General features: G+C 74.0%; 22 protein-coding genes. 4 read left to right on the forward strand and 18 right to left on the reverse strand.

Annotated features, from left to right (window positions below):
- Positions 1-28: 28 nt before the first annotated feature.
- From gatB to ligA, 5 genes are all read right to left on the reverse strand, one after another.
- Positions 29-1,528 (reverse strand): Asp-tRNA(Asn)/Glu-tRNA(Gln) amidotransferase subunit GatB, encoded by a 1,500-nt coding sequence (gatB, locus tag ACFYZF_RS06740; RefSeq protein ID WP_387016685.1) that lies wholly within the window; start codon positions 1,526-1,528, stop codon positions 29-31.
- 13 nt (positions 1,529-1,541) lie between these two features.
- Entirely contained in the window at positions 1,542-3,017 is a 1,476-nt protein-coding gene (gatA, locus tag ACFYZF_RS06745; protein ID WP_387016687.1) for an Asp-tRNA(Asn)/Glu-tRNA(Gln) amidotransferase subunit GatA, read from the reverse strand.
- The gene (gene gatC, locus ACFYZF_RS06750; RefSeq protein WP_007075103.1) at positions 3,014-3,319 is read right to left on the reverse strand and encodes an Asp-tRNA(Asn)/Glu-tRNA(Gln) amidotransferase subunit GatC; all 306 of its coding nucleotides are present in this window, start codon (positions 3,317-3,319) and stop codon (positions 3,014-3,016) included. Before gatC ends, gatA begins: the two co-directional genes overlap by 4 nt.
- A 159-nt stretch (positions 3,320-3,478) precedes the next feature.
- On the reverse strand, positions 3,479-5,983 hold the full coding sequence (locus tag ACFYZF_RS06755) for an EAL domain-containing protein (protein WP_387016689.1): 2,505 nt from the start codon (positions 5,981-5,983) through the stop codon (positions 3,479-3,481).
- Positions 5,984-6,203: 220 nt separating this feature from the next.
- The gene (gene ligA, locus ACFYZF_RS06760) at positions 6,204-8,441 is read right to left on the reverse strand and encodes an NAD-dependent DNA ligase LigA (protein ID WP_387016691.1); all 2,238 of its coding nucleotides are present in this window, start codon (positions 8,439-8,441) and stop codon (positions 6,204-6,206) included.
- 214 nt (positions 8,442-8,655) lie between these two features.
- Here ligA and ACFYZF_RS06765 point away from each other — a divergent pair, with 214 nt between their 5' ends.
- Positions 8,656-9,234, forward strand: a complete 579-nt coding sequence (locus ACFYZF_RS06765) for a type II toxin-antitoxin system PemK/MazF family toxin (protein WP_387016693.1) — start codon at positions 8,656-8,658, stop codon at positions 9,232-9,234.
- Positions 9,235-9,348: 114 nt separating this feature from the next.
- On the opposite strand, the gene ACFYZF_RS06770 is transcribed toward ACFYZF_RS06765, so the two are convergent.
- The 9 genes from ACFYZF_RS06770 to ACFYZF_RS06810 all read right to left on the reverse strand — a co-directional run bounded on the left by ACFYZF_RS06770 (position 9,349) and on the right by ACFYZF_RS06810 (position 17,757).
- The gene (locus ACFYZF_RS06770; RefSeq protein ID WP_387016695.1) at positions 9,349-10,350 is read right to left on the reverse strand and encodes an ADP-ribosylglycohydrolase family protein; all 1,002 of its coding nucleotides are present in this window, start codon (positions 10,348-10,350) and stop codon (positions 9,349-9,351) included.
- A 48-nt stretch (positions 10,351-10,398) separates the two neighbouring features.
- Positions 10,399-10,767 carry a VOC family protein gene (locus tag ACFYZF_RS06775; protein ID WP_387016697.1) on the reverse strand — a complete coding sequence of 123 codons (369 nt, stop codon included), beginning with the start codon at positions 10,765-10,767 and terminating at the stop codon, positions 10,399-10,401.
- A 35-nt stretch (positions 10,768-10,802) separates the two neighbouring features.
- Positions 10,803-11,807 carry a methionine synthase gene (locus tag ACFYZF_RS06780; RefSeq protein ID WP_387016699.1) on the reverse strand — a complete coding sequence of 335 codons (1,005 nt, stop codon included), beginning with the start codon at positions 11,805-11,807 and terminating at the stop codon, positions 10,803-10,805.
- 18 nt (positions 11,808-11,825) lie between these two features.
- Positions 11,826-12,899 carry a tRNA 2-thiouridine(34) synthase MnmA gene (gene mnmA, locus ACFYZF_RS06785; RefSeq protein WP_387016701.1) on the reverse strand — a complete coding sequence of 358 codons (1,074 nt, stop codon included), beginning with the start codon at positions 12,897-12,899 and terminating at the stop codon, positions 11,826-11,828.
- 136 nt (positions 12,900-13,035) lie between these two features.
- Positions 13,036-14,211, reverse strand: a complete 1,176-nt coding sequence (locus tag ACFYZF_RS06790; RefSeq protein WP_387016703.1) for a cysteine desulfurase family protein — start codon at positions 14,209-14,211, stop codon at positions 13,036-13,038.
- A gap of 351 nt (positions 14,212-14,562) precedes the next feature.
- On the reverse strand, positions 14,563-15,522 hold the full coding sequence (locus ACFYZF_RS06795; protein ID WP_387016704.1) for an electron transfer flavoprotein subunit alpha/FixB family protein: 960 nt from the start codon (positions 15,520-15,522) through the stop codon (positions 14,563-14,565).
- An 11-nt stretch (positions 15,523-15,533) separates the two neighbouring features.
- Positions 15,534-16,313 carry an electron transfer flavoprotein subunit beta/FixA family protein gene (locus ACFYZF_RS06800; RefSeq protein ID WP_387016706.1) on the reverse strand — a complete coding sequence of 260 codons (780 nt, stop codon included), beginning with the start codon at positions 16,311-16,313 and terminating at the stop codon, positions 15,534-15,536.
- Between the two features lie 236 nt (positions 16,314-16,549).
- Positions 16,550-16,957: a hypothetical protein gene (locus tag ACFYZF_RS06805; protein ID WP_387016708.1), complete on the reverse strand. Its 408-nt coding sequence runs from the start codon at positions 16,955-16,957 to the stop codon at positions 16,550-16,552.
- A gap of 2 nt (positions 16,958-16,959) precedes the next feature.
- On the reverse strand, positions 16,960-17,757 hold the full coding sequence (locus ACFYZF_RS06810; RefSeq protein WP_387016709.1) for a GNAT family N-acetyltransferase: 798 nt from the start codon (positions 17,755-17,757) through the stop codon (positions 16,960-16,962).
- An 11-nt stretch (positions 17,758-17,768) separates the two neighbouring features.
- On the opposite strand from ACFYZF_RS06810, the gene ACFYZF_RS06815 reads away from it, so the two are divergent.
- The 3 genes from ACFYZF_RS06815 to ACFYZF_RS06825 are packed head-to-tail and all read left to right on the forward strand — an operon-like array spanning position 17,769 to position 18,929.
- Entirely contained in the window at positions 17,769-18,191 is a 423-nt protein-coding gene (locus ACFYZF_RS06815; protein WP_387016711.1) for a YidH family protein, read from the forward strand.
- Positions 18,188-18,487 (forward strand): DUF202 domain-containing protein, encoded by a 300-nt coding sequence (locus ACFYZF_RS06820; RefSeq protein ID WP_387016713.1) that lies wholly within the window; start codon positions 18,188-18,190, stop codon positions 18,485-18,487. Before ACFYZF_RS06815 ends, ACFYZF_RS06820 begins: the two co-directional genes overlap by 4 nt.
- Before the next feature lie 28 nt (positions 18,488-18,515).
- Positions 18,516-18,929 carry a PLD nuclease N-terminal domain-containing protein gene (locus tag ACFYZF_RS06825; protein ID WP_387016715.1) on the forward strand — a complete coding sequence of 138 codons (414 nt, stop codon included), beginning with the start codon at positions 18,516-18,518 and terminating at the stop codon, positions 18,927-18,929.
- 84 nt (positions 18,930-19,013) lie between these two features.
- Here ACFYZF_RS06825 and ACFYZF_RS06830 read toward each other — a convergent pair whose 3' ends face one another.
- From ACFYZF_RS06830 to ACFYZF_RS06845, 4 genes are all read right to left on the reverse strand, one after another.
- Positions 19,014-19,829, reverse strand: a complete 816-nt coding sequence (locus ACFYZF_RS06830; RefSeq protein WP_387016717.1) for an ABC transporter permease — start codon at positions 19,827-19,829, stop codon at positions 19,014-19,016.
- A complete protein-coding gene (locus ACFYZF_RS06835) occupies positions 19,826-20,800 on the reverse strand; it encodes an ATP-binding cassette domain-containing protein (protein ID WP_387016719.1) in 975 nt (324 codons plus the stop codon). The genes ACFYZF_RS06830 and ACFYZF_RS06835 overlap by 4 nt, the downstream gene beginning before the upstream one ends.
- A gap of 145 nt (positions 20,801-20,945) precedes the next feature.
- The gene (locus tag ACFYZF_RS06840; protein ID WP_387016721.1) at positions 20,946-22,568 is read right to left on the reverse strand and encodes an acetolactate synthase; all 1,623 of its coding nucleotides are present in this window, start codon (positions 22,566-22,568) and stop codon (positions 20,946-20,948) included.
- A gap of 71 nt (positions 22,569-22,639) precedes the next feature.
- A complete protein-coding gene (locus ACFYZF_RS06845) occupies positions 22,640-23,413 on the reverse strand; it encodes an enoyl-CoA hydratase/isomerase family protein (protein WP_387016722.1) in 774 nt (257 codons plus the stop codon).
- Positions 23,414-23,441 lie beyond the last annotated feature (28 nt).

Raw genomic sequence — 23,441 nt, forward strand, 5'->3', positions numbered from 1 at the left:
CCCGGCGGCGGCCTTCCCGGGTTGGGCCTCAGCCCTGGGCGCCGAGGCGCTCCAGGATCAGCTCGCGGACGGTCTTGGCGTCGGCCTGGCCCCGGGTGGTCTTCATGACCGCGCCGACCAGCGCGCCGGCCGCCGCGACCTTGCCGCTGCGGACCTTCTCGGCGATGCCCGGGTTCGCGGCGATCGCCTCGTCCACGGCGGCGGTGAGCGCGCCGGTGTCGGAGACGACCTCCAGGCCCCGGTTGGCCATGATCTGGGTGGGCGAGCCCTCACCGGCCACCACGCCCTCCAGGACGGTGCGGGCCAGCTTGTCGTTGAGCTTGCCGGCGTCGACCAGGCCCTGGAGCTCGGCGACCTGGGTCGGGGTGGCCCCGATGTCGGCCAGCTCCACGCCGGCCTCGTTGGCCCGGCGGGACAGCTCGCCCAGCCACCACTTGCGGGCGGCGGCGGGGGTGGCCCCGGCGGCGATGGTGGCCTCGATCAGCTCGACCGCGCCGGCGTTGAGCACCGACTGCATGTCGGCGTCGGACAGGCCCCACTGCTCCTGGAGCCGGCGGCGGTGCAGCCGGGGCAGCTCCGGCAGGGCGGCCTTCAGCTCGGCCACCCACGCGGTGTCCGGGGCGAGCGGCACCAGGTCCGGCTCCGGGAAGTACCGGTAGTCGGTGGCGGTCTCCTTGGACCGGCCCGGCCGGGTGCCCCCGGTGTCCTCCTGGAAGTGCCGGGTCTCCTGGGTGATCCGGCCGCCCGCGTCGAGCACCGACGCCTGGCGCAGCATCTCCGAGCGGACCGCCCGCTCCACTGAACGCAGCGAGTTGACGTTCTTCGTCTCGGTGCGGGTGCCCCACTCCGCGCCCGGGAGGTTGAGGGAGGTGTTCACGTCGCAGCGCAGCGACCCCTCCTCCATCCGCACGTCGGAGACCCCCAGGGAGCGGATCACGTCGCGCAGCTCGGCGACGTACGCGCGGGCCACCTCGGGGGCGAGCGCCCCGATCCCCGGGACCGGCTTGGTGACGATCTCCACCAGCGGGATGCCGGCACGGTTGTAGTCGACCAGCGACTCCGTCGCGCCGTGGATGCGGCCGGTGGCGCCGCCGACGTGCAGCGACTTGCCGGTGTCCTCCTCCAGGTGCACCCGCTCGATGCCGATCCGGACCAGCTCGCCGTCGACCTCCACGTCCAGGTAGCCGTCGACGCAGAGCGGCTCGTCGTACTGGCTGATCTGGAAGTCCTTCGGCATGTCCGGGTAGAAGTAGTTCTTCCGGGCGAACCGGCACCACTGCGCGATCGAGCAGTTCAGCGCCAGGCCGATCCGGATCGTCGCCTCGATGGCCGCCTTGTTCGCCACCGGCAGCGAGCCGGGCAGCCCGAGGCAGACCGGGCAGACCCGGGTGTTCGGCTCGCCGCCGAAGTCGGTGGGGCAGCCGCAGAACATCTTGGTGTTCGTGCCCAGCTCGACGTGGGTCTCCAGGCCGATCACCGGTTCGTAGCGCGCAACGACGTCGTCGTACGCGGGCAAGGTGGTCGTCATCGGTGCTCCTGCCTCACAATGCCGGTGGGGTGAACGTGCCGACCGCGGACTCCAGCGCGGCGGCGACCCGGTACATCCGGTCGTCGGCCATCGTCGGTGCCATCACCTGAAGACCGACCGGCAGCCCCTCGGAGAGGCCGCACGGCACCGAGATGCCCGGCCCGCCGTACAGGTTCGTCGGAATGGTGAACAGGTCCGCCAGGTACATCTGGTACGGGTCGGCGGTGCGCGCGCCGATCGGGAACGCCACGAACGGCGTGGTCGGCGAGATCAGCGCGTCGACCTGCTCGAACGCGGCGGTGAAGTCCCGGGTGATCAGGGTGCGGACCTTCTGCGCCTGCCCGTAGTAGGCGTCGTAGTAGCCCGAGGAGAGGGCGTACGTGCCGAGCATGATCCGGCGCTTGACCTCGGGCCCGAAGCCGGCCTCCCGGGTCAGCGACATGACCTCCTCCAGCGACCGGTTGCCGTCGTCGCCGACCCGCAGGCCGAACCGGACGCCGTCGAACCGGGCCAGGTTGGAGGAGCACTCGCTGGGGGCGATCAGGTAGTACGCCGGCAGCGCGTACTTGAAGTGGGGGCAGGACACCTCCACGATCTCGGCGCCCAGCTTGGCCAGCGCGTCGACCGACTCGCGGAACGCCGCCATCACGCCCGGCTCGGCGCCCTCGCCGGTGAACTCGGTGACCACGCCCAGCTTCACGCCGGTCAGGTCGCCGGTCGCGCCGAGCCGCGCGGCGGCCACCACGTCGGGCACCGGCTGCGGGATGGAGGTGGAGTCGCGCGGGTCGTGGCCGCCGATCACCGAGTGCAGCAGCGCCGCGTCCAGCACCGTACGCGCGCACGGGCCCGGGGTGTCCAGCGAGGAGGAGAACGCCACCAGGCCGTACCGGGAGGTGCCGCCGTAGGTGGGCTTCGCCCCGACGGTGCCGGTGACCGCGCCCGGCTGGCGGATCGAGCCGCCGGTGTCCGAGCCGATCGCCAGCGGCGCCTCGTACGCCGCGATGGCGGCGGCGCTGCCGCCACCGGAGCCGCCCGGGATGCGGTCGAGGTCCCACGGGTTGTGGCTCGGCCCGTACGCCGAGTACTCCGTGGAGGAGCCCATGGCGAACTCGTCCATGTTCGTCTTGCCGAGCATCACCGTGCCGGCCGCCCGCAGCCGCTGCACGATCGTCGCGTCGTACGGCGGGCGCCAGCCCTCAAGGATCTTCGACCCGACGGTGGTCGGCACGCCCTTGGTGGTGAGCACGTCCTTCACGGCCACCGGGACGCCGGCCAGCGGGCCCAACTCCTCCCCGGCCGCCCGGCGCTCGTCGACCGCGCGGGCGGCGGCGAGCGCGCCCTCGGTGTCGACGTGCAGGAAGGCGTGCACCCGGCCCTCGACGGCGGCGATCCGGTCCAGGTGGGCCCGGGTCACCTCGACGGCCGAGGTCTCCCCGCCGGCGACGAGACCGGCGATCTCGACGGCGGTCAGCTTGGTCAAATCAGTCACGACGCCACATCCTCGTCCAGGATCCGCGGGACGCGGAACCGCTGTTCCTCCGCGTCGGGCGCGCCCGACAGGGCCTCCGCCGGGGTCAGGCCCGGCACCACCACGTCCTCGCGCAGCACGTTCGTCAGCGGTACGGAGTGGGAGGTCGGCGGGATGTCCGCCGCGGCGACCTCGCCGACCTGGGCGACCGCCTGGAGGATCGTGTCGAGCTGGCCGGCGAAGGTGTCCAGCTCCTCCTCCGTGACGGCGAGCCGCGACAGTCGCGCCAGGTGCGCGACCTCCTCGCGGGAGATGGCGGCCATCAGTGCCCCCTTCGTGGCTGTCCTGCTGGTTTCTGGCGGTGGCCCGCCGCGCGTCGGGATGACGATGACGTGCGGTGACCGGAGCGAGTCTATTGTCCAGCACCGGCCCGGCGTCCCCGACTCCCCCTCCGGCCCTGCGGCGCCCACGACGCCGCCAAGTCAGCGGGCGCGCGGGGGCCGGCTCTCCGCCTCCCGCGCGGCCGGCCGCAGCGGCCGGTACCGGGCGAGCCACGCGGCCAACTCCTCGGCCGGCATCGGCCGGGCGTAGAACCAGCCCTGCGCCACGTCGCAGCCGGCGGCGTGCAGCAGCCGCCAGGTCCGCTCGTCCTCCACCCCCTCCGCGACGACCCGCAGCCCGAGCGCCCCGGCCAGCTCGATCATCGACCGGACGATCGCGGCGTCGTCCGCGTCGTCGGCCATCCCGAGCACGAACGACCGGTCCACCTTCACCTCGGACAGCGGCAACCGGCGCAGGTGCTGCATCGACGAGTACCCGGTGCCGAAGTCGTCCAGCGCGATGGCCACGCCGATGGCGTGCAGCCGGGAGATGGTGGCCAGCACCCGGCGCGGGTCGGCCATCAGCGCGCCCTCGGTGATCTCCAGTTGCAGCCGCTCCGGCCGGACGCCGAAGCGGGCCAGCCGGTCGGCGATCTGGTCGGCGATCTCGCCGGTGTGCAGGTCCCGGACGCTGACGTTGAGCGCCGCCCGCAGGCTGATCCCGGCCGCCGACCACTTCGCCAGCTGTTCCACCACGTCGTCGACCACCCGGCGGGTGAGCAGCCGCATCACCGCAGTCTGCTCGGCGACCCGGATCAGCTCCTCCGGGTCGACCATTCCCCGGCGCGGATGCCGCCAGCGCAGCAGCGCCTCCACGCCCACCACCTCGCCGGTGGCGATGGCGACCTGCGGCTGGTAGTACATGGTGATCTCGCCGGGGTCGCCCGGCTCGTCGGGCCCCGGCCGCCGGCCGGTCGGCTCCGCGTACGCGGCCCCGGCCCCTGGGCCGTTCCCGGGATCCGCCTCCGTCGCCCCGCCGCCGCCCGGTTCGGCCGGCCGCTCCGGCCCGGTGTCGGCCGGCCGATCCGCCCCGGTGTCGGCCGGCTGATCCGGCCCGGTGTCGGTGGCGGCGGCCCGCCGGCGGATGGGGTCGGCGGCGGTGACGATCCGCTGGATCAACTCGTCGGGGTGGGCCGGCCCCGAGCGCTCCCGGTGCCGGCGGGCGCCCCAGCGGGCCGACCTGCCGGTCGAGCGCCCCGCGCCACCGCGGCCGGCGACCGCCGGGGCGAGGGCGGCGGGCAGGGCGGCGCCGTCCCCGCCGCGCACCCCGGCCGCCCCCCGACCGTCGTCCCGCCCCGCCGGCCCCGCTTCGAGTACGCGCCGCAGGTCGGCCAGCAGACCCAGCCGCTCGGCGGAGTTGTGGTCGGACTCGGCGGCGTACACGGCGACGGTGTCGCTGCGCTGCTTGGCGTCGTACATCGCCACGTCGGCGTGGCGCATCAGGGTGGCGAAGTCCTCCCCGTGCTCGGGGTAGAGCGCGATGCCGATGGAGCCGCCGACGTCCAGCGGCAGTCCGTCCAGCGCCACCGGCTCGGCGAGAGCGCCCACCAGCCGTTCGGCGGTCTCCCGGGCGGCGTCCACGCCGGTCAGGCCGGTGCTGACGATGGCGAACTCGTCCCCGCCGAGGCGGGCGAGCAGATCCCGCTCCCCCACCGCGCCGGCCAGCCGGGCACTCACCTCGACCAGCAGCCGGTCGCCCACGGCGTGACCGAGCGCGTCGTTGACATTCTTGAACCGGTCCAGGTCGATCAGCAGCAGCGCCAGGTGGGCGTCCGGCTCGCCCCGGGCGGCGCGCTCGGCGTGCAGGTGGACCTGCTCGGCCACCTCCGCGAGCAGCGCCTTGCGGTTGGGCAGGCCGGTGAGCGGGTCGAGCGCGCCCAACTGCTCCTGCTCGGCGGCGAGGTGGGCCATTCGGTACACCGCGAACAGCGGCACCAGCACCAGCGGAATCAGCGCGGCGCTGGCCCGGGCTGCGGTCACCAGCACCGGGGCGAGCAGCAGCAACGAACCAGTGGAGATCAGCTCGTACCCGAGGCCCGACCGGAACCCGGGCCACCAGCGGCCACCGAAACGCCACCGGATGGCGGTGCTGACCAGACCGTAGTTGACCACGAACCAGGCCGCCGCCGCCCCGCCGACGGCCAGCACGTCGCTCCAGCCCAGGTGCCCGCCCTCGAAGATCCCGCCCGGCCCCAGGCCCGTCACCGCCGCGGCGGCGGCCAGCGCGCAGGCGTACTGGGCCGCGTTGAAGCCGGACCGCCAGGCGGAGTGGCCCATCCGCCAACCGGAGACGACCACCGCGACCGTCTGCACCGCCACGGCGGGACCGAGCCCCCAGCCGAGCAGGATGGCGAAGGTGAAGCAGGTGGACGGGAATACCGCCGAGGACTGCCGGCGTCCCGGGGGCACGAACGGCCGCGCGTCGCAGACCACGGCGAGGGCCGCCATCGTCCAGAACGCCACCGGCAGCCCGGCGAGCCGGCCCGGCAGCTCGATCAGCGACCCGGCCGAGACCAGCAGCGCCAGCACCCCGACGGCGGCGACGAAGCCGTAGAAGGGCGTAACCCGTCCCGGCGGGACGAAGTTTCGCGGATCTGCGGCCTCCATCGCACCTCCCGGGCAGCGGCCACGGCGGGCCCTGCACCCGTCGTGCCACCATGAAACGCCCTGAGTGCCGCTTTTTCCGAGACCAGCCACGAATCGGTCGTAGTCGTAATTAAGTTGGTATACGCGACCAGGTGGGGTCAAGATTCACGACCCGCCCCCGCAGGCCCCCGGCCGGGTCACCCCGGGCCGGCGACGGCCCTGGCACTCGGCGGCGCCCGGGTCACTCGCCGACGCGGGCCACCTCACGGGCCGCGTCCGGGCCCTGGTCGAGCAGGACCCGGAAGCCCTCCTCGTCCAACACCGGCACCTTCAGGCTGACCGCCTTGTCGGCCTTGGAGCCGGGGTTGTCCCCGACCACGACGAAGCCGGTCTTCTTGGAGACCGAGCCGGTGACCTTGCCGCCACGGATCTGGATCGCCTCGGCGGCCTGGTCCCGGGAGAACCCGGCCAGAGTGCCGGTCACCACGACGGTGAGCCCCTCCAGCGGGCGTGGCCCCTCGTCGACGGCCTCCTCGGCCATCCGGACGCCCGCCTCGGCCCACTTGCGGACCACCTCGCGGTGCCAGTCGACGGCGAACCACTCCTTGATGCTGGCCGCGATCGTCGGGCCGACGCCGTCGACCGAGGACAGCTCCTCCTCGCCGGCCCCCTCGATGGCCGCCATCGAGCGGAAGTGCCGGGCGAGGGCCTGGGCCGCCGTCGGGCCCACGTGCCGGATCGAGAGCGCCACCAGCACCCGCCACAGGTCGCGCTCCCGGGCCACGGCAAGGTTGTCGAGCAGCTTCGCGGCGTTGCTGCCGAGGCTGCCGTCCTTGTTGACGAAGAACGGCGACCGGGCCAGCTTCTCGGCGTCGAGGGAGAACAGGTCACCCTCGTCGGCGATGACCTGCGCGTCCAGCAGCGCCGCCGCGCCCTTGTAGCCGAGCACCTCGATGTCGAACGCGCCCCGACCCGCCAGGTGGAAGACCCGCTCGCGCAACTGCGCGGGGCAGCCACGGCTGTTCGGGCAGCGGATGTCGACGTCCGCCTCCTTCTCCGGCCGCAGCGGGGTGCCGCAGGCGGGGCAGGTGGTCGGCATGACGAACGGCCGGGCGTCGGCCGGACGCAGGTCGACCACCGGGCCGAGCACCTCGGGGATCACGTCGCCCGCCTTGCGGATCACCACCGTGTCGCCGATCAGCACACCCTTGCGCTCCACCTCCTGCGCGTTGTGCAGGGTGGCCAGGGCCACCGTCGAGCCGGCCACCAGGACCGGTGCCAGGACGGCGAACGGGGTGACCCGGCCGGTGCGGCCGACGTTGACGTCGATGTCGAGCAGCTTGGTGTTGACCTCCTCCGGCGGGTATTTGAAGGCGATCGCCCAGCGTGGGGCCCGGCTGGTGGAGCCGAGCCGGCCCTGGATGGAGACCGGGTCCACCTTGACCACCACGCCGTCGATCTCGTGCTCGACGTCGTGCCGGTGCTCGGCGTAGTACGCGATGAACTCCGCGACGCCGGCCAGGTCGGGCACCACCCGCCAGCGGTCACTGGTCGGCAGCCCCCACGCCCGCAGCGCCGCGTACGACTCGGACTGGGCGGTCGGGGTGAAGCCACGCCGGGCGCCGACGCCGTGCACCACCAGCCGCAGCGGCCGGGACGCGGTGATCCGCGGGTCCTTCTGGCGCAGGCTGCCGGCGGCGGCGTTGCGCGGGTTGACGAACGGGGCCTTGCCCTGCTCCACCAGGCTGGCGTTGAGGTCGGCGAAGCCGGCGATCGGGAAGTAGATCTCGCCGCGCACCTCGATGAACTCGGGCACCTCGGGGAACTCGGCCGACGCGGTCAGCCGGGCCGGCACGTCCCGGATGCTGCGGACGTTGGCGGTGACGTCATCGCCGGTGCGCCCGTCGCCCCGGGTGGCCGCGCGCACCAGCCGGCCCTGCTCGTAGGTCAGGTTGATCGCCAGCCCGTCGACCTTGAGCTCGCACAGGTAGGGCACCGGGCCGCCGGCGTCCCGCTCGACCCGCTCGGCCCAGGCCGCCAGTTCCTCATCGGCGAAGGCATTGTCCAGGGAGAGCATCCGCTCGGCGTGGGCGACCGGGGTGAAGTCGGTGGAGAAGGTGCCGCCGACCCGCTGGGTCGGGGAGTCCGGGGTGCGCAGGGCCGGGAACTCGGCCTCCAGCGCCTCCAGCTCGCGTAGCTGCCGGTCGAACTCGGCGTCGGTGACGATCGGGGAGTCCAGGACGTAGTAGCGGTACTGGTGCTCGGTCAGCTCCTGGCTGAGGGTGGCATGCCGCTCCCGCGCCTCGGGGGTCGGCTCGGCCCCCGCCGCCGCCTCCTGCGCCGGGGTGACCTGCTGCGCAACCGCACCCTCAGCACCGTCCAGCCCGGCCGGACCCGCCGTCGACGCCGGATCGTCCCCCGGCGCCCCGGCGCTCTCGGACGCCCCGCCGCTTCCCGACGCCCCGCCGCTCTCGGACATCCCGCCGCTTCCCGACACCTTGCCGCTTCCCGACACCTTGCCGCCACCGGACACGTCGTGCGACCTCCCGTGATCAAGCTACCCCCGCACCGTATCGGTCGGGTGTGACAATCCGTCGGCCGCCCGCCGCGCCCGGCGGGCCGTCACCCCGCCGACGTGCGAGGATCGCCGCACGTCGGCGGGCCCGGCCGACGCCGGACAGAGGGAGGCACGGATGCCGGACTGGCTGCTCTGGGCACTGGCGATCGTGCTGGCCGTCGCGGCGGGCTGGGCGTGGAGCGAGTGGCGTCGGCGAAACGCCGGGACCGAGCGCGCCCGCGCCGGGCGGGACCGGACCCGACCGCGGCGGGACCGGCCGCGCCCCGGAACCACCGCCACCCGTCCCGGCCGGGGCGCCGGCACGCGGGCCCCGGGCCGACCGACCGCCCCGCCCCGGCCGCGCGCCGCCGAGCGCACCAACGCCCCCGCCGGTACGCCCCGGCCCGGCGAGGTCTGGTGGGCCGAGGTCCCGTACGCCGACGGCACCGGCTCGAAGGTCCGCCCCTGCGTGGTGCTGCGGGCCGGCGACCGGGAGGCCGACGTCCTCAAGGTCACCAGCCAGGACAAGTCCGACCGGGACGATCACGTCCGCATCCCCACCCGCGACTGGGACCCCGGCGCCGACCACGACAGCTACCTCGACATCAGCGAACCCATCCGGATCGCCACCTCGGCCTTCCGGGACAACGCGGGCAGGTGCGACCCCACCCTCTGGCGCCAGCTCCGCACCCTCCCCCACCTCCCCACCCCCTGACCACCCAACCCGCCCGAACCCCAGAGAGCTGATCAAGAGGTTTGCGTCAACGGCGGGGCTTTGCGTGACGCAAACCTCTTGGCCGGCGGGCCGGTCGGGTGGAGTGGCAGGGGGTCAGTCGTGAGGGGTGGTGAGGGTGGTTAGTTGGTCGGCGTACTCGATGCGGGTGGACCAGTCGCGCGGCCAGGCGGACATCCCGTGGGCAGCGCCGACGAAGGCGCCGGCCAGGGCCGCGATGGAGTCGGAGTCGCCGGAGGTGGTCGCACCCCGGGCCAGCGCGCCGACCGGGTCGTCGGCGTGCCACAGCGCGCAGAGCAACGCCGTCGCCAGCGCCTCCTCGGCCACCCATCCCTCACCGGTACGCCGGCACGGGTCGCCGCCGTCGTCGGGGCGGGTGAGCGTCGTGGTCAGCCGGCCCAGGGCGGCCAGGCACTCGTCCCAGCCGCGGGCGATGAACTCCTCCGGGGAGTCCACCCCCGGGCGCTGCCACAGGTCGCCGAGCCAGTCCGCCTGGTAGACCCGACGCTGCTCGCGGGCCCGCTCGGCGAGCAGCACCGGCAACTCGGCCAGGGCGACGCCGTCGCGCAGCAGCCGGACCGCGTAGGCGGTCAGCTCACTGGCGGCCAGCCCGGTGGGGTGGCCGTGGGTCAGCCCGGCCTGGAACTGGGCGAGGCCGGCCAGGGTGTCCAGGTCGACGGGGAGCAGCCCGACGGGGGTGACCCGCATGTTGGCGCCGCAGCCCTTCGAGCCGGCGACGGTCGCCTCCTGCCAGCGCACCCCCCGGGAAAGCTCGGCGCAGGCCCGCAGGCAGGTCATCCCCGGGGCGCGGTTGTTGTCCGGGCTGACCGCCCAGGCCATGAAGCGCTCCCGCAGCAGCGGCTCGACCGCCTCCGGGGTGAACGCTGGCGCGTCATGCAGCGCCCAGCCCACCGCGAGCGCCATCTGGGTGTCGTCGGTGACCAGCGCCGGGTCGCCCTCCAACTCGCGAGGGCCGGACGGGCCGTACCGGCGGTGGATCTCGGCGACGGTCAGGAACTCGGTCGGCCGGCCCAGCGCGTCACCGTAGGCGAGGCCGAAGAGCGAGCCGGAGGCCCGCCGGAGCGAGGTGTCAATCACCCCCATGATCATGCCCGGCGGCGGCAAGCCACGCCACGGGAGCGCGGGTCAGTCCCAACACAGGCAGAACGGGTGGCCGGCCGGGTCGGCGTAGACCCGGAAACCCACGCCCTCGCCGGGCAGCCGCCGCGCGCCCAGGGCCAGCGCCGCCTCCTCGGCGGCCTCGATGTCGGAGACGGTGACATCGAGGTGGAACTGCTGGGGGCGCTCCGGGTCCGGCCAGGCCGGCGGGCGCAGGTCGGGCGCCTGCTGGAAGGCGAGCCGGGGATGGCGGCCCACCGGGCCGCCGAGCACCACCCACTCGTCGCCCTCGGAGTCCTCCTCCGCCACCGACAGGCCCAGCAGCTCGGCGTAGAACGCCGCGAGGGCGCGGGGATCCGGGCAGTCGATCACCGTGGAACGCAGTTGTCCAACCATGGGGCCATTGTGCCCACCGGGCCCGACAGGAAACCTCAGTCCTCGGCGAGTCGCCGACCCGCGTCCCGGCACGCCGCGAGCACCGCCCGGACGTACTGCGGGCTGGCCCCGGCGAGGCCGCAGGCCGGGGTGATCACCACCTGCTCGGCGAGGCGACGGCGCGGAAAGCCGAGGCGGTCCCAGATCTGACGTACCCGGTCGGCGACCTGGGCGGAGGTCGGCGCGCCACCGGCCGGCGGCGGGGTGGCCGGGGCGGCGCCGGCCAGCAGCCCGAGCCCGGCGTCGATCGCCTCGCCGAGCGGGTCCAGGTCCCGTACCAGGCTCAGGTCCAGCGCGACCGCCGTGGCGCCGGCCGAACGGAACAGCTCCAGCGGGACGTCCGGCGCGCAGCAGTGCAGCACGACCGGAACCCCGACCGCCCCGACCACCGTGCGCAGCAGGTCCGCCGCGTCGGGCTGCGCCACCGGACGGTACGTGCCGAGGCCGCTCTCCGTGGGCACGTGCCCGGCCAGCACGGTCGGCAGGGACGGCTCGTCGAGCTGGAGCAGCACCGTGGCCCGGGGCAGCCGGCGGGCCACCGCCGCGACGTGCGCACGCAGCCCTTCGGCGAGGGACCCCGCAAGGTCCCGCACCGCGCCCGGGTCGCGCAGCATCCGCCCGCCGATCGGCAGGTCGAGCGAGGCGGCCAGGGTGTACGGCCCGGCCGCCTGCACCTTGACCGTCCCCGCGTACTCCTCGGCCTGCTCGGCGAGCTGGTCGAGGTCGCGTTCCATCAGGTCCCGGGCCCGGCGCAGGTCCCGGCCCGGCCGGGGGGCGACCCGCCATCGGCCCGCGTACAGCTCGACCGGCAGCTCGACCAGCAGGCCGCCGGTGCGGCCGATCAGGTCCGCGCCCGGGCCGCGCTCGGGCAGCTCGGGCAGGTGGGGCAGCGCGGGCAGCTCCCCGAGGACGACCCGCTGCGCCTCGGCGACGTCGGTGCCGGGCAGCGAGCCGATACCGGTCGCCGCGCCGGCCGGCCATGGCCACGCAAGATCTGTCACGGGCGAAGGGTATACGGATCAGGCGGTGATGGTGGCGGAGCCGAGCACCACGTCGCCTGCCTGGTCCGGCCGGTACGCCACCACGGCCTGGCCCGCGGCGACTCCGCGCACCGGACGGCGCAGCTCGGCGCGCAGCGTGTCCCCGATCAGCTCGACGGTGGCCGGCACCACGTCGCCGTGGGCGCGCAACTGCACCTCGCACCCGACCGGCCCGGTCGGCCGCCCCCCACCGGTCCACACCGGACGCTCGGCGCGCACCGAGAAGACCTCGAGCGCCTCGGCCGGCCCCACGGTGACGGTGTTGGTCTTCGGTGTGATCGAAAGCACGTAACGCGGTCGTCCGTCCGGGGCGGGCCGGTCCAGGTGCAGGCCGCGCCGCTGCCCCACCGTGTACGCGTACGCGCCGGTGTGGCTGCCGACCACCGCGCCGGTGAGCGCGTCGACCACGTCGCCCGGCGCCTCGCCGAGTCGTCCGGCCAGGAAGCCCCTGGTGTCGCCGTCGGCGATGAAGCAGATGTCGTGCGAGTCGGGCTTGTCGGCCACGGCCAGCCCGCGGCGGGCCGCCTCCTCGCGGACCTGCGCCTTCGTCGAGTCGCCGAGCGGGAAGACCGACCGGTCGAGCTGGGCGCGGGTCAACACCGCCAGCACGTACGACTGGTCCTTGGCGAGGTCGACGCTGCGGCGCAGCAGGCCGTCCGGGCCGAGCCGGGCGTGGTGGCCGGTGACGACGGCGTCGAAGCCCAGGGCCACGGCCCGGTCCAGCACCGCCGCGAACTTGATCTTCTCGTTGCAGCGCAGGCAGGGGTTCGGGGTACGACCGGCCGCGTACTCGGCGACGAAGTCGTCGACCACCTCTTCATGGAACCGTTCGGCCATGTCCCACACGTAGAACGGGATGCCGATCACGTCGGCGGCCCGCCGGGCATCCCGGGAGTCCTCCAGCGTGCAGCACCCCCGCGCCCCGGTGCGGTACGTCTGCGGATTGCGGGCGAGCGCCAGGTGCACGCCGATCACGTCGTGCCCGGCCTCCACGGCCCGCGCCGCCGCCACGGCGGAGTCCACCCCGCCCGACATGGCCGCAAGAACCCTCACCCCGTCACGCTCCCTTCCCCACCCGAGCGTACCGGCCCCGCCCTGTCGCCCCGTCGATCATGGAACGGTGCCGGGGGCGGAAGGCGCACGGCACCGAACCGGGCCCACGGGTCCAGCTGGTCGGCGGGGGTGCGGGCTAGCGTGGGGTGCGGAGGGCGGCGGCACGGCGGGCGCGGTCGACTGCGGCCGGGAGGGCCGTCACCAGGGCGTCGATCTCTGCCTGGGTGCTGGTGTGGCCGAGGGTGAAGCGGAGCGAGGAACGGGCGCGGTCGTCGTCGGCACCCATCGCGATCAGCACGTGCGAGGGCTGGGCCACGCCGGCCGAGCAGGCCGAGCCCGTGGAACAGGCGATGCCCTGGGCGTCGAGCAGCAGGAGCAGGGCGTCGCCCTCGCAGCCAGGGAAGGAGAAGTGCGCGTTGCCCGGGAGCCGGTCGGCCGGGTCGCCGTTGAAGACCACCTCGGGAACGGCGTGCCGGACCCGCTCCACCAGGTCGTCACGGAGGGCGGCCACCCGGGCCGCGTACTCCTGCTGGCCCTTCACGGCCGCCTCCACCGCGACCGCGAAGGCGACGATGCCGGCGGTGTCCAGCGTCCCGGAGCGGACGTCGCGCTCCTGCCCGCCGCCGTGCAGCAGCGGGGTGGCCGCGACATCCCGGGCGAGCACCAGCGCGCCGACGCCCGCAGGGCCGCCCAGCTTGTGCCCCGTGACGGTGAGCGCTGAGACGCCGCTGGCGGCGAAGTCGACCGGCACCTGGCCGACGGCCTGGATCGCGTCGGTGTGGAACGGCACGCCGTGCTCGGCGGCGACGGCGGCCAGCGCGTCGACCGGCTGGAGGGTGCCCACCTCGTTGTTGGCCCACATGGCGGTGACCAGGGCCACGTCGTCGCCGTGCGCGGCCAGCTCGGCGCGCAGCGTCTCCGGGGCGAGCCGACCGGCGGCGTCCACCGGCAGCCACCCCACCTCGGCCCCCTCGTGGTCGACCAGCCAGTCGACCGCGTCGAGTACGGCGTGGTGCTCGACGGCGCTGGAGACCAGCCGCCGCCGGCCCGGGGACGCGGACCGGCGGGCCCAGAAGATGCCCTTGACCGCGAGGTTGTCGCTCTCCGTGCCGCCGCCGGTGAAGATCACCTCGGACGGGCGGGCGCCCAGCGCGGCGGCCACCCGCTCGCGGGACTCCTCCACCCAGCGCCGGGCCCGCCGGCCGGCCGCGTGCAGTGACGACGCGTTGCCGACCTCGCGAGCGGCGGCCAGGTACGCCTCCAGTGCCTCGTCGAGCATCGGAGTCGTCGCGGCGTGATCCAGGTATGCCATCACCGTTCAGCCTACTGACCGGGGCACCGGCGACCCGAAGCCGGAGGGCACCCTCGCCCAGCCCCAGGGAGCCCACCGGGGCGCAGCGCGGAGCCACCGACCCGCACGTGGCGAATCTCCAGGGCATTCCGGGGTACTACAAGGACTAACCACCCCATCGACCCGACGACCCGCCCACCCCGACAGAACCCTGTCGGGAGGCGCATTGACGGGCTGATCGGCGGGCCGGCTCAGCTCCCCGACCCGCCGATCAGCCCCCGCCCCGCCCCGGCGGCGTACCCGGAAGGAGTGGCTGTCCCAGCTGGGACAGCCACTCCTTCCGGGTACCTGCCAGCCCGCAGGGGGCGTCGTTCACTTGCGCTTGCGGATCTCCTCGGCGGCTTGCGGGACGACCTTGAACAGGTCGCCGACGACGCCGAAGTCGGCCAGCTCGAAGATCGGGGCCTCGCCGTCCTTGTTCACGGCGACGATGGTCTTCGAGGTCTGCATGCCGGCCCGGTGCTGGATCGCCCCGGAGATGCCCAGCGCGACGTAGAGCTGCGGGGAGACGGTCTTGCCGGTCTGGCCCACCTGGAACTGGTGCGGGTAGAAGCCGGAGTCGACGGCCGCGCGGGACGCGCCGACGGCACCGCCGAGCAGGTCGGCCAGCTCCTCGACCAGCTTGAAGTTGTCGGCGTTGCCGACGCCACGACCGCCGGAGACGACCACGCCGGCCTCGGTCAGCTCGGGGCGCGAGCCCTTCTGCTCGGCGACCCGGTCGACGACCTTGGCCAGCTTGTCGGTGTCGGTGACCGACACGGTGAGCTGCTCGACGGTCGGGGTGGCGGCGGCCGGCACCGGGGTGACCGAGTTCGGCCGGACGGTGACCAGCGGGAGGCCCTTGGTGACCTTGGACTTCACGATGGCCGAGCCGGCGAACGCGACCTGGGTGGCGGTGCCGTCGGCCGCGAGGCCGACCACGTCGGTCAGGATGCCGTTGTCCAGCTTGACGGCCAGCCTGGCGGCGATCTCCTTGCCCTCCTGGGCGGAGGCGAGCAGCACGGCCGCGGGCTGGACCCGCTTGACCAACTCGGCCAGCACGGTGGCCTTGGGGGCCACCAGGTAGCCGTCGATCTCCTCGCCCTCTGCGGCGTAGATCTTCTCCGCGCCGTACTCGCCCAGCTTGGCGCTCAGCGCCTCGGCGGCGCCGGGGCCACCGAGCACGACCGCGCTCGGCGTGCCCAGCTCGCGGGCGAGGGTGAGCATCTCCAGGGTGACCTTCTTGACGCCGAACTCCCGGGTGGCTTCGACGACGACGAGAACCTCAGACATGTCCAGACCCCTCACACGAACTTCTCGGTGGCGAGGAACTCGACCAGCTGCACGCCGCCGGAGCCCTCGTCGGTGACCTTCGCGCCGCCGGAGCGCGGTGGGCGCTTGGTGTGCCCCAGCACGGCGCTGGTCGCGCCGTCGAAGCCCACCTCGGCCGGGGCGACACCGAGGTCACCCAGGGAGAGCGTCTGCACCGGCTTCTTCTTGGCGGCCATGATGCCCTTGAAGGACGGGTAGCGCGGCTCGTTGATGGTGTCCCAGACGGAGACGACGGCCGGGGTCGAGGCGGTGACCACCTCGTAGCCCTCCTCGGTCTGCCGCTCGACGGTCAGGGTGGCACCGTCGACGGTGAGCTTGCGCGCACCGGTCAGCGCGGCGACGCCGAGGCGCTCGGCGATCATGTGCGGCAGGACCTGGACCCGGCCGTCGGTCGACTCGGCGCCGCAGATCACCAGGTCGGCGCCCAGCTGACCGAGAGCGGCGGCGAGCACCTTCGAGGTGGCCACGGCGCAGGACCCGTGCAGGGCGTCGTCGACGACGTGCACGGCCTTGTCCGGCCCCATGGAGAGCGCCTTGCGGATCGACTCGGTCGCCCGGTCCGGACCCATGGTCAGGATGGTGACCTCGCCGCCGTGCGCCTCCTTGATCTTCAACGCCTCTTCGATGGCGTACTCGTCCATCTCGTTGATGACGTTGTTCGCCGAACCGCGGTCGACGGTGTTGTCGTCAGTACGCAGGCTGCGGTCCGCGCCCGAATCGGGCACCTGCTTGACGAGTACGACGATGTTCATCGCGCTTCGACGACCCTCCTGTTGGTGTTGCGATTGCTCGCCCGGCCTCGGGCGCAGCCTCGCGCGCTCGCCCGGTCTCGGGCGCAGCCTCGCGCGTCCGTTGACGCCCGGTCAACAGCGGGCTGCTGTGCAGTTGCCCACGACCCAATGTTACCCACAAGTAGCTTCGACCTCCGGGAACCCCGGCGTGACACAGCTCACCGCACGCGACCCGGGCGGGTCGCGTGCGGCGGAGGTCAGGCCGACTCGGCCAGCGCGGCCCTGATCTTGTCGATCGCCGCCGCCTCGGCCGGCACCACCCCCCGGTGCGCCCGGGCCACCCGGTCGGCGGCGGCGAGCACCAGCGACCGGTAGCCGGCCACGTCCTCCGGGGACTTCTCCCGCAGGATCTTCACCGCCCGGCCGAGCGCCGGCAGCACCACCGACTCGATCTCCAGAGCCGAGTCCCGGGGCAGCGTCGGCAGCGGCCCGGTGGTGAGGGCCTCCTTCACCGGGCCGCCCGCCTGCGCCAACACCCCGGACGCGGCGAAGCTCTCCCGCAGCAGCGCGAGCATGCCCGGATCGGCGTTCGAGACCAGGAAGACCGCGCCGAACGCGCCGGTCTTCAGGGTGAGCCGCTCGTCGTCCGTCAGTCGCTGCCCCATGGTCACGGAGTGTAGATGTACGGCGTGGTGGTGGTGACCGGGACAAGGCCGAGCCGCTCCAGGATCGGCCGGCTGTCGTCGGAGGCGTCCACCTGGAGCAGGGTGCGGTCGCGCTGCGCGGCCAACCGCGCCCGGTGGCCGACCAACGCCCGGTAGATGCCCCGGCGTCGCCACCCCTCCAGCGTCGAGCCGCCCCACAGCGTCGCGAAGCCGGTGCCGGGGACGTAGCGCACCCAGCCGGCGCTGACCACGGTCTCCCCCGCCTCGGCGACCACCACCGTGATCGACTGCGGGTCGGCGGCGATCTCCCGCTCCAGCCCGTCGGCGAGGTGACCCCTGCTCTCGCCCCAGACCTCCTCCTCCATGACCACGATCCGGTCCAGGTCGGCGCGGGCGGTCACCTCGCGCAGGCGTACCCCCTCGGGGACCACCGGGAGGGCTGCGGCCAGCGGCGCGACCGGGCCGATCACGACGGTCTCCCGCTCCTCCGGGACGAACCCGGCGGCCCGCAACCGGTCGGGCAGGTCGGCCGGCTCGTCGTGACCGTGCAGCTTCCACTCCACCTGCTCGCCCCGGGCCCGGAAGAACTCCACCTGCCGGGCGATCAGCTCGTCCAGCCCCGCCCCGGTCAGGCCGCCCAGGTCCCGGTAGCTGAGGAAACCCCCGCGGTCCAGGCCGAGAATGCGGGACAGCGGCCCGTCCCGCTCCACGGTCACCCCGGCCGGGAGCGGGTCCGGCACCCATGCCTTCAGCTGGTTGTCGTACGCCTCACGCAGCGTCATCGCGTCAAGATCGGTCACCGGTCCAGGCTATGCCCGGGGCAAAGCGGATAATCGGCTTCGTGTGGGAGACGGTGCGGCGGTGGTTCGACCCGCGGGAGATGCGGTCGGTGGGCAGCACGCCCGACTACCGGTTCTCCCTGGCCAACGAGCGGACGTTCCTGGCCTGGCTGCGCACCGGGCTGGCGCTGGTCGCCGGCGGGCTGGCCGCGGCCCAGTTCCTGCCGCCGCTGCCGCTGGCCCACCTGCGCGAGGCGATCGCCGTCGCCCTGCTGCTGCTCGGCGGGACGGTGGCGGTGCGGGCCGTGGACCACTGGGCCCGCACCGAGCGGGCCATCCGGCTCGGCGAGGAGCTACCGGCGTCCCGCTTCCCCGCCGTCCTCGCCCTCGCCGTGGGCCTGGGCGCGCTGCTGCTGGTGGTGGCCGTGCTCGTCCGGGCGGTCGGCGGCCGGTGACCACCGACCCGGGGCTGCAACCCGAACGGACCCGGCTGGCCTGGCGGCGCACCCTGCTCGCGCTCACCGTCGTCACCGTGCTGACCGTCCGGTTGGCCCTCACCGGGGACGCGATCGGGGCGGTGCTGGCCGGCGTGGCGATCTCCGGTTGGGCGGCGGCGCTGGCCCTCTGCTGGGGGCGGGCCGTCGGCTCGGGCCCGATGCGCGGCACATCGCGGACCATGCCCGTGGTCGCCCTGGCCGCCCTCGGGCAGGCCGCGGTGGGTGTGCTGCTGACGGCGCGCGGACTGTGGTGATCGGGCGAAGGTGCGCCATGATAGGGGGATGGCCAGGCTGTACGTCCTACTCTTCCTGATCCAGATCGTCCTCGCGGTCTGCGCGCTGATCAGCTGCCTCTCGGCCGAGGAGGGCCAGGTCCGTGGCCTGCCCCGGATCGCCTGGGTGCTGGTCATCCTGGTCTTCCCGCTGGTCGGCTCGATCGCCTGGTTCGTCGCGGGACGGGAGCCCTCCGCGGGCCGGCCCCGGGCGGCCGGGCCGCTCGGCCGCGCTCCGGCCGAGCGCCGCCGGCCCGTCGCCCCGGACGACGACCCGGAGTTCCTCAGCTCCCTCGCCGAGCACTCCCGCGAGCAGGACCAGGAGCTGTTCCGCCGCTGGGAGGACGACCTGCGCCGGCGCGAGGACGACCTGCGCCGTAAGGAGGGCGACCCGCCCCGGGAGGACGACCGGCCGGGAGCCTGACGCGGCGGCGAGCCCGGTCAGACTGCCCGGCCAGACTGCCCGGTCAGAAGGCCCGGCTGGAGCCGGTCCGCGAGCTGGTGCGGGTCACACTCGACGCCTAAGCGCCCGAACCGCCAGGGGCGCGAAGACGGCGGCGAGGGCGACGGCCCAGAGCATCGACTGGACGACCGGGGTGGTCACCGGGCCGCCGACCAGCAGGCCGCGCAGGGCGTCGGCCAGGATGGTCACCGGGTTGACCTCGACCCAGTGCTGGAGCCAGCCCGGCATCCGGTCGGTCGGGACGAAGACGTTGCTGGTGAAGGTGAGCGGGAAGATCACCATGAAGCCGAAGATCTGCACCTTCTCGGGCTCGCTGACCAGCACCCCGACCAGCACCGAGATCCACGCGGCGGCCAGCGAGAAGCCGAGCAGCAGGACGAACGCCCCGAGCAGCCCCAGCACCCCGTTGCCCAGCCGGAAGCCGAGGATCGCGCCGACGCCGATCAGCAGCGACACCGACCAGGCCTGCTTCACCGTGTCGGCGAGGATCCGCCCGGCCAACGGCGCCCAACGGGCGATCGGCAGGGCGCGCAGCCGGTCGAACACTCCCTTGGTGAGATCGTTGTTCAGCCCGAACCCGGTGGTCATGGTGGCGAAGAGGGCGTTCTGCACGATGATGCCGGGCAGCGCGAACGTCAGGTACTCCCCCGGCGAGCCGGAGATGGCCGTGCCGAAGACGTACGTGAACAGCAGCACGAACATCACCGGCTGGATGCTCAGGTCGAGCAGCTCCATCGGGTTGTGCTTGATCTGCACCAGGCTGCGCCAGGTCAGGGTGAGGGTGTGCCGCAGCCCGGCGGACACGCCGAGCCGTCGGGCCGGGGCCAGCCGGGTGCCGGCGGTGACGTTCGCGGCGGTCATGCCGGCGTCCTTTCCAGGTCGGCCCCGGCCGGGGCGTCGGACTCGGCGCGGTGGCCGGTGAGGGAGAGGAAGACCTCGTCGAGGCTGGAGCCGCGCAGGGCCAGCTCGGCCACCGGAACCTCGGCGGCGTCGAGGCGGCGGACCACGGCGGACAGCACCGCCGGGTCGTTCACCGGGACGGTGACGGTGGTGTGGGCGACCTCCGGGGGGACGGTGGCCACCTCGCCGGCGATGGACACCACGGTCGCCAGGTCGGCCGGGTCCGCCGGGCGGACCGTGAGCACCTGGCCGCCGGTCTTGGCCTTCAGCTCCTCCGGCGTGCCCTGGGCGATCACCCTGCCATGGTCGACGACGGCGATCTCGCCGGCGAGCTGGTCGGCCTCCTCCAGGTACTGCGTGGTCAGCAGCACGGTCACCCCGTCGGTGACCAGTTCGCGGACCGTGTCCCACAGCTCGTTGCGGCTGCGCGGGTCCAGCCCGGTGGTCGGCTCGTCGAGGAAGAGCACCTGCGGCCGGCCGACGAGGCTGGCGGCCAGGTCCAGCCGGCGGCGCATCCCGCCGGAGTAGGTCTTCGCCGCCCGTTCGGCGGCGTCGGTCAGCTGGAACCGGGCGAGCAGCTCACGCGCCCGGGCCCGGGCGTCGGCCCGGCTGAGCCCGAGCAGCCGCCCGATCAGCAGCAGGTTCTCGGTGCCGGTGAGGGCCTCGTCGACCGAGGCGTACTGGCCGGTGAGGCCGATGAGCTGACGGACCCGGTGGGCGTCGCGGCGGATGTCGTACCCGCCGACGGTGGCGTGGCCCTCGTCGGCGGCGAGCAGGGTGGCGAGCACCCGCACGATGGTGGTCTTGCCGGCCCCGTTGGGCCCGAGCAGTCCGAACACGGTCCCGGTGGGGACCGCGAGGTCGACTCCGGCGAGGGCAGTGGTAGCGCCGAAGCGCCGCACCAGACCCTCCGCCCGGATCGCGTATGTCATGGAAAAGCTCCCGTCGTCTCGCTTGTCACGCCACCATGGCCGACGGCACTGACAAACTGCCGAGGCGCGGCTGACGTTACGGCGACGGGCGCTGAGAATCCGCCGATTTAGCCCTCGGCGGATTACGCCGGGACCGGCGGCGGCCTCAGGCCAGATTCGAGGAGCGGGGGTACGCGTCGGCCGGATCGGTCAGGACGTTGACCAGGTACGGCACGCCGGAGGCGAAGGCGCGCTCCAGGGCCGGGGCGAGGTCGGCGGCCTTCTCCACCATCTCCCCCGCTCCGCCGAGGGCCTCGACGACGTGGTCGTAGCGCAGCCCAGGCTGGAGGTCGGCGGCCACGTCGTAGCCGTACATGGCCCGCATCGGGTGCTTCTCCAGGCCCCAGATGCCGTTGTTGCCGACCACGATCACCACGGGGAGCTGCTGACGGACCAGGGACTCCACGTCCATCAGCGAGAAGCCGGCGGCGCCGTCGCCCATCAGCACGCAGACCTGCCGGTCCGGGTGGCTGACCCGGGCCCCCATGGCGTAGCCCATGCCGGTGCCGAGGCAGCCGTACGGGCCGGGGTCGAGCCAGGTGCCGGGCTGGGCGGGCTCCAGGTACCTCCCGGCGTACGAGACGAAGTCGCCCCCGTCGCCGATGGTGATGGCGTCCGGGGCGAGGACCCGGCGCAGCTCGCCGTAGACCCGGGCCGGGCGGATCGGGTCGGTCCCGGCGGCCATCTCCTCGCCGTCGCGGGCCTTCGCGGCGTCCTCGGCGACGCGCAGCTCGGCGATCCAGTCGGCGTGGTCGGCCCGGTCGCCGGGGTGGTCGGCGAACGCGGTGAGGACCAGCCGCAGGTCGCCCGCGGGCGAGGCGGCCGGCTGGACGTGGGTGGCGCGCTGGCTGGGGGCGTCCACCACGTGCACGACCTGGGCGTCGCCGAAGTCGCCGAAGCCGAGCCGGAAGTCCAGCGGGGTGCCGACCACGACGACCACGTCGGCGCCGCGCAGGGCGACCCGGCGGGCCTTGGCGAAGGCGAGCGGGTGGGTCGGCGGCAGTGTGCCCCGGCCCATGCCGTTGGTGAAGACGGGCACCTGCAACGCCTCGGCGGCGGCCCGCAGCGCGTCGACGGCGTCCCCGGCGTACACGTCGGAGCCGGCGATGATCACCGGACGGCTGGCGGCGGCGATCAGTGCGGCGGCCCTCGCCACCTCCTCCGGGTCGGCCTCGACCGGCGCGGGCGGGGCCACCTCGGGCAGCTCGGCGTCGCCGACGGAGAAGACCGCCTCCAGGGGGACGTCCAGGAAGACCGGGCCCCGGTGCGGGGTGAGCGCGGTGGTCAGCGCGGCACTGACCGCGCGTGGGATGTCGTCGGCGCTGAACACCGTCTCGGCGTGCTTGGTGACCGGGGCGACCAGTGGCAGGTGGTCCATCTCCTGGAGGCTGCCGGAGCCCCAGCGGAACTGCGGGGCCCGACCCCCGAGCACCAGCACCGGCGACGCGTTGAAGAACGCGCTGGTCAGCCCGGAGATGCCGTTGGTGACGCCGGGGCCGGCGGTGAGCACGGCGAGGCCGGGGCGGCGGTTGAGCTTGGCCACCGCCTCGGCCGCGAAGACCGCCGACTGCTCGTGCCGGACGTCGTAGAGCGGGAATCCGGCCTTGTGGGCCGCGTCGTAGAGCGGGAAGACGTGCCCGCCGGAGAGGGTGAACATCTCCCGTACGCCGTGCGCGCGCAGCGCCGCGAGCGCCAGTTCCCCGCCGTGACCTTCGACCCGCTCCGTCATCGCCGTTCCCCTCGTCCGTGGCCGGAGTCACACGCTACTGGCCGGTAGGCCGAATGTGAACCGCCCTCGGGTCAGCGCCCGGTGAAGTCCGGCTTGCGCTTCTCGACGAAGGCGGCCATCCCCTCGCGCCGGTCGTCAGTGGCGAACAGCGCCGCGAAGAGCTGACTCTCCCAGGCCAGGCCGGAGGTGAGATCCATGTCCAGGCCGCCGTCGACGGCGAGCTTCGCCGCCCGCAGCGCCTGCACCGGACCCTTCAGGTACGGCTTCACCAGCTCGACGGCGGTGGAGTACACCTCGGCGGCGGGGACCACCCGGTCGGCCAGGCCGATCCGCAGCGCCTCCTGGGCGTCCACCATCCGGCCCGACATGATCAGGTCCTTGGCCCGGGCCGGGCCGACGAGACGGGCCAGCCGCTGGGTGCCGCCCGCGCCGGGAATGACACCGAGCTTGATCTCCGGCTGGCCGAGCTTGGCGTCCTCGGCCACCACCCGCCAGTCGCAGGCCAGGGCCAGCTCGCAACCGCCGCCGAGCGCGTACCCGGTGATCGCGGCGACCACCGGCTTGGGGATCCGGGCGAACTCGCCGAGCGCGCTGGACAGGGCGGCTGCCCGCCCCGCCATGTCCACGTAGGACATCTCGGCCATCTCCTTGATGTCCGCGCCGGCCGCGAAGACCTTCTCCCCGCCGTACACGATGACGGCGCGGACCTCGGGGTCGGCGGTGGCGGCCGCAGCGGCGGCCCGCAACTCCTCCTGGACCTGCTTGTTGAGCGCGTTCATCGGCGGCCGCTCCAGCCGGATGGTGCCGATGCCGTCCCTGGTCTCCAGCCGCACGAACTCGCTCACGCCGCCCTCACTTCCTCGTCGAAGTCGC

This window comes from Micromonospora sp. NPDC001898 (genome assembly GCF_042891255.1).
Classification (GTDB): Bacteria; Actinomycetota; Actinomycetes; order Mycobacteriales; family Micromonosporaceae; genus Micromonospora.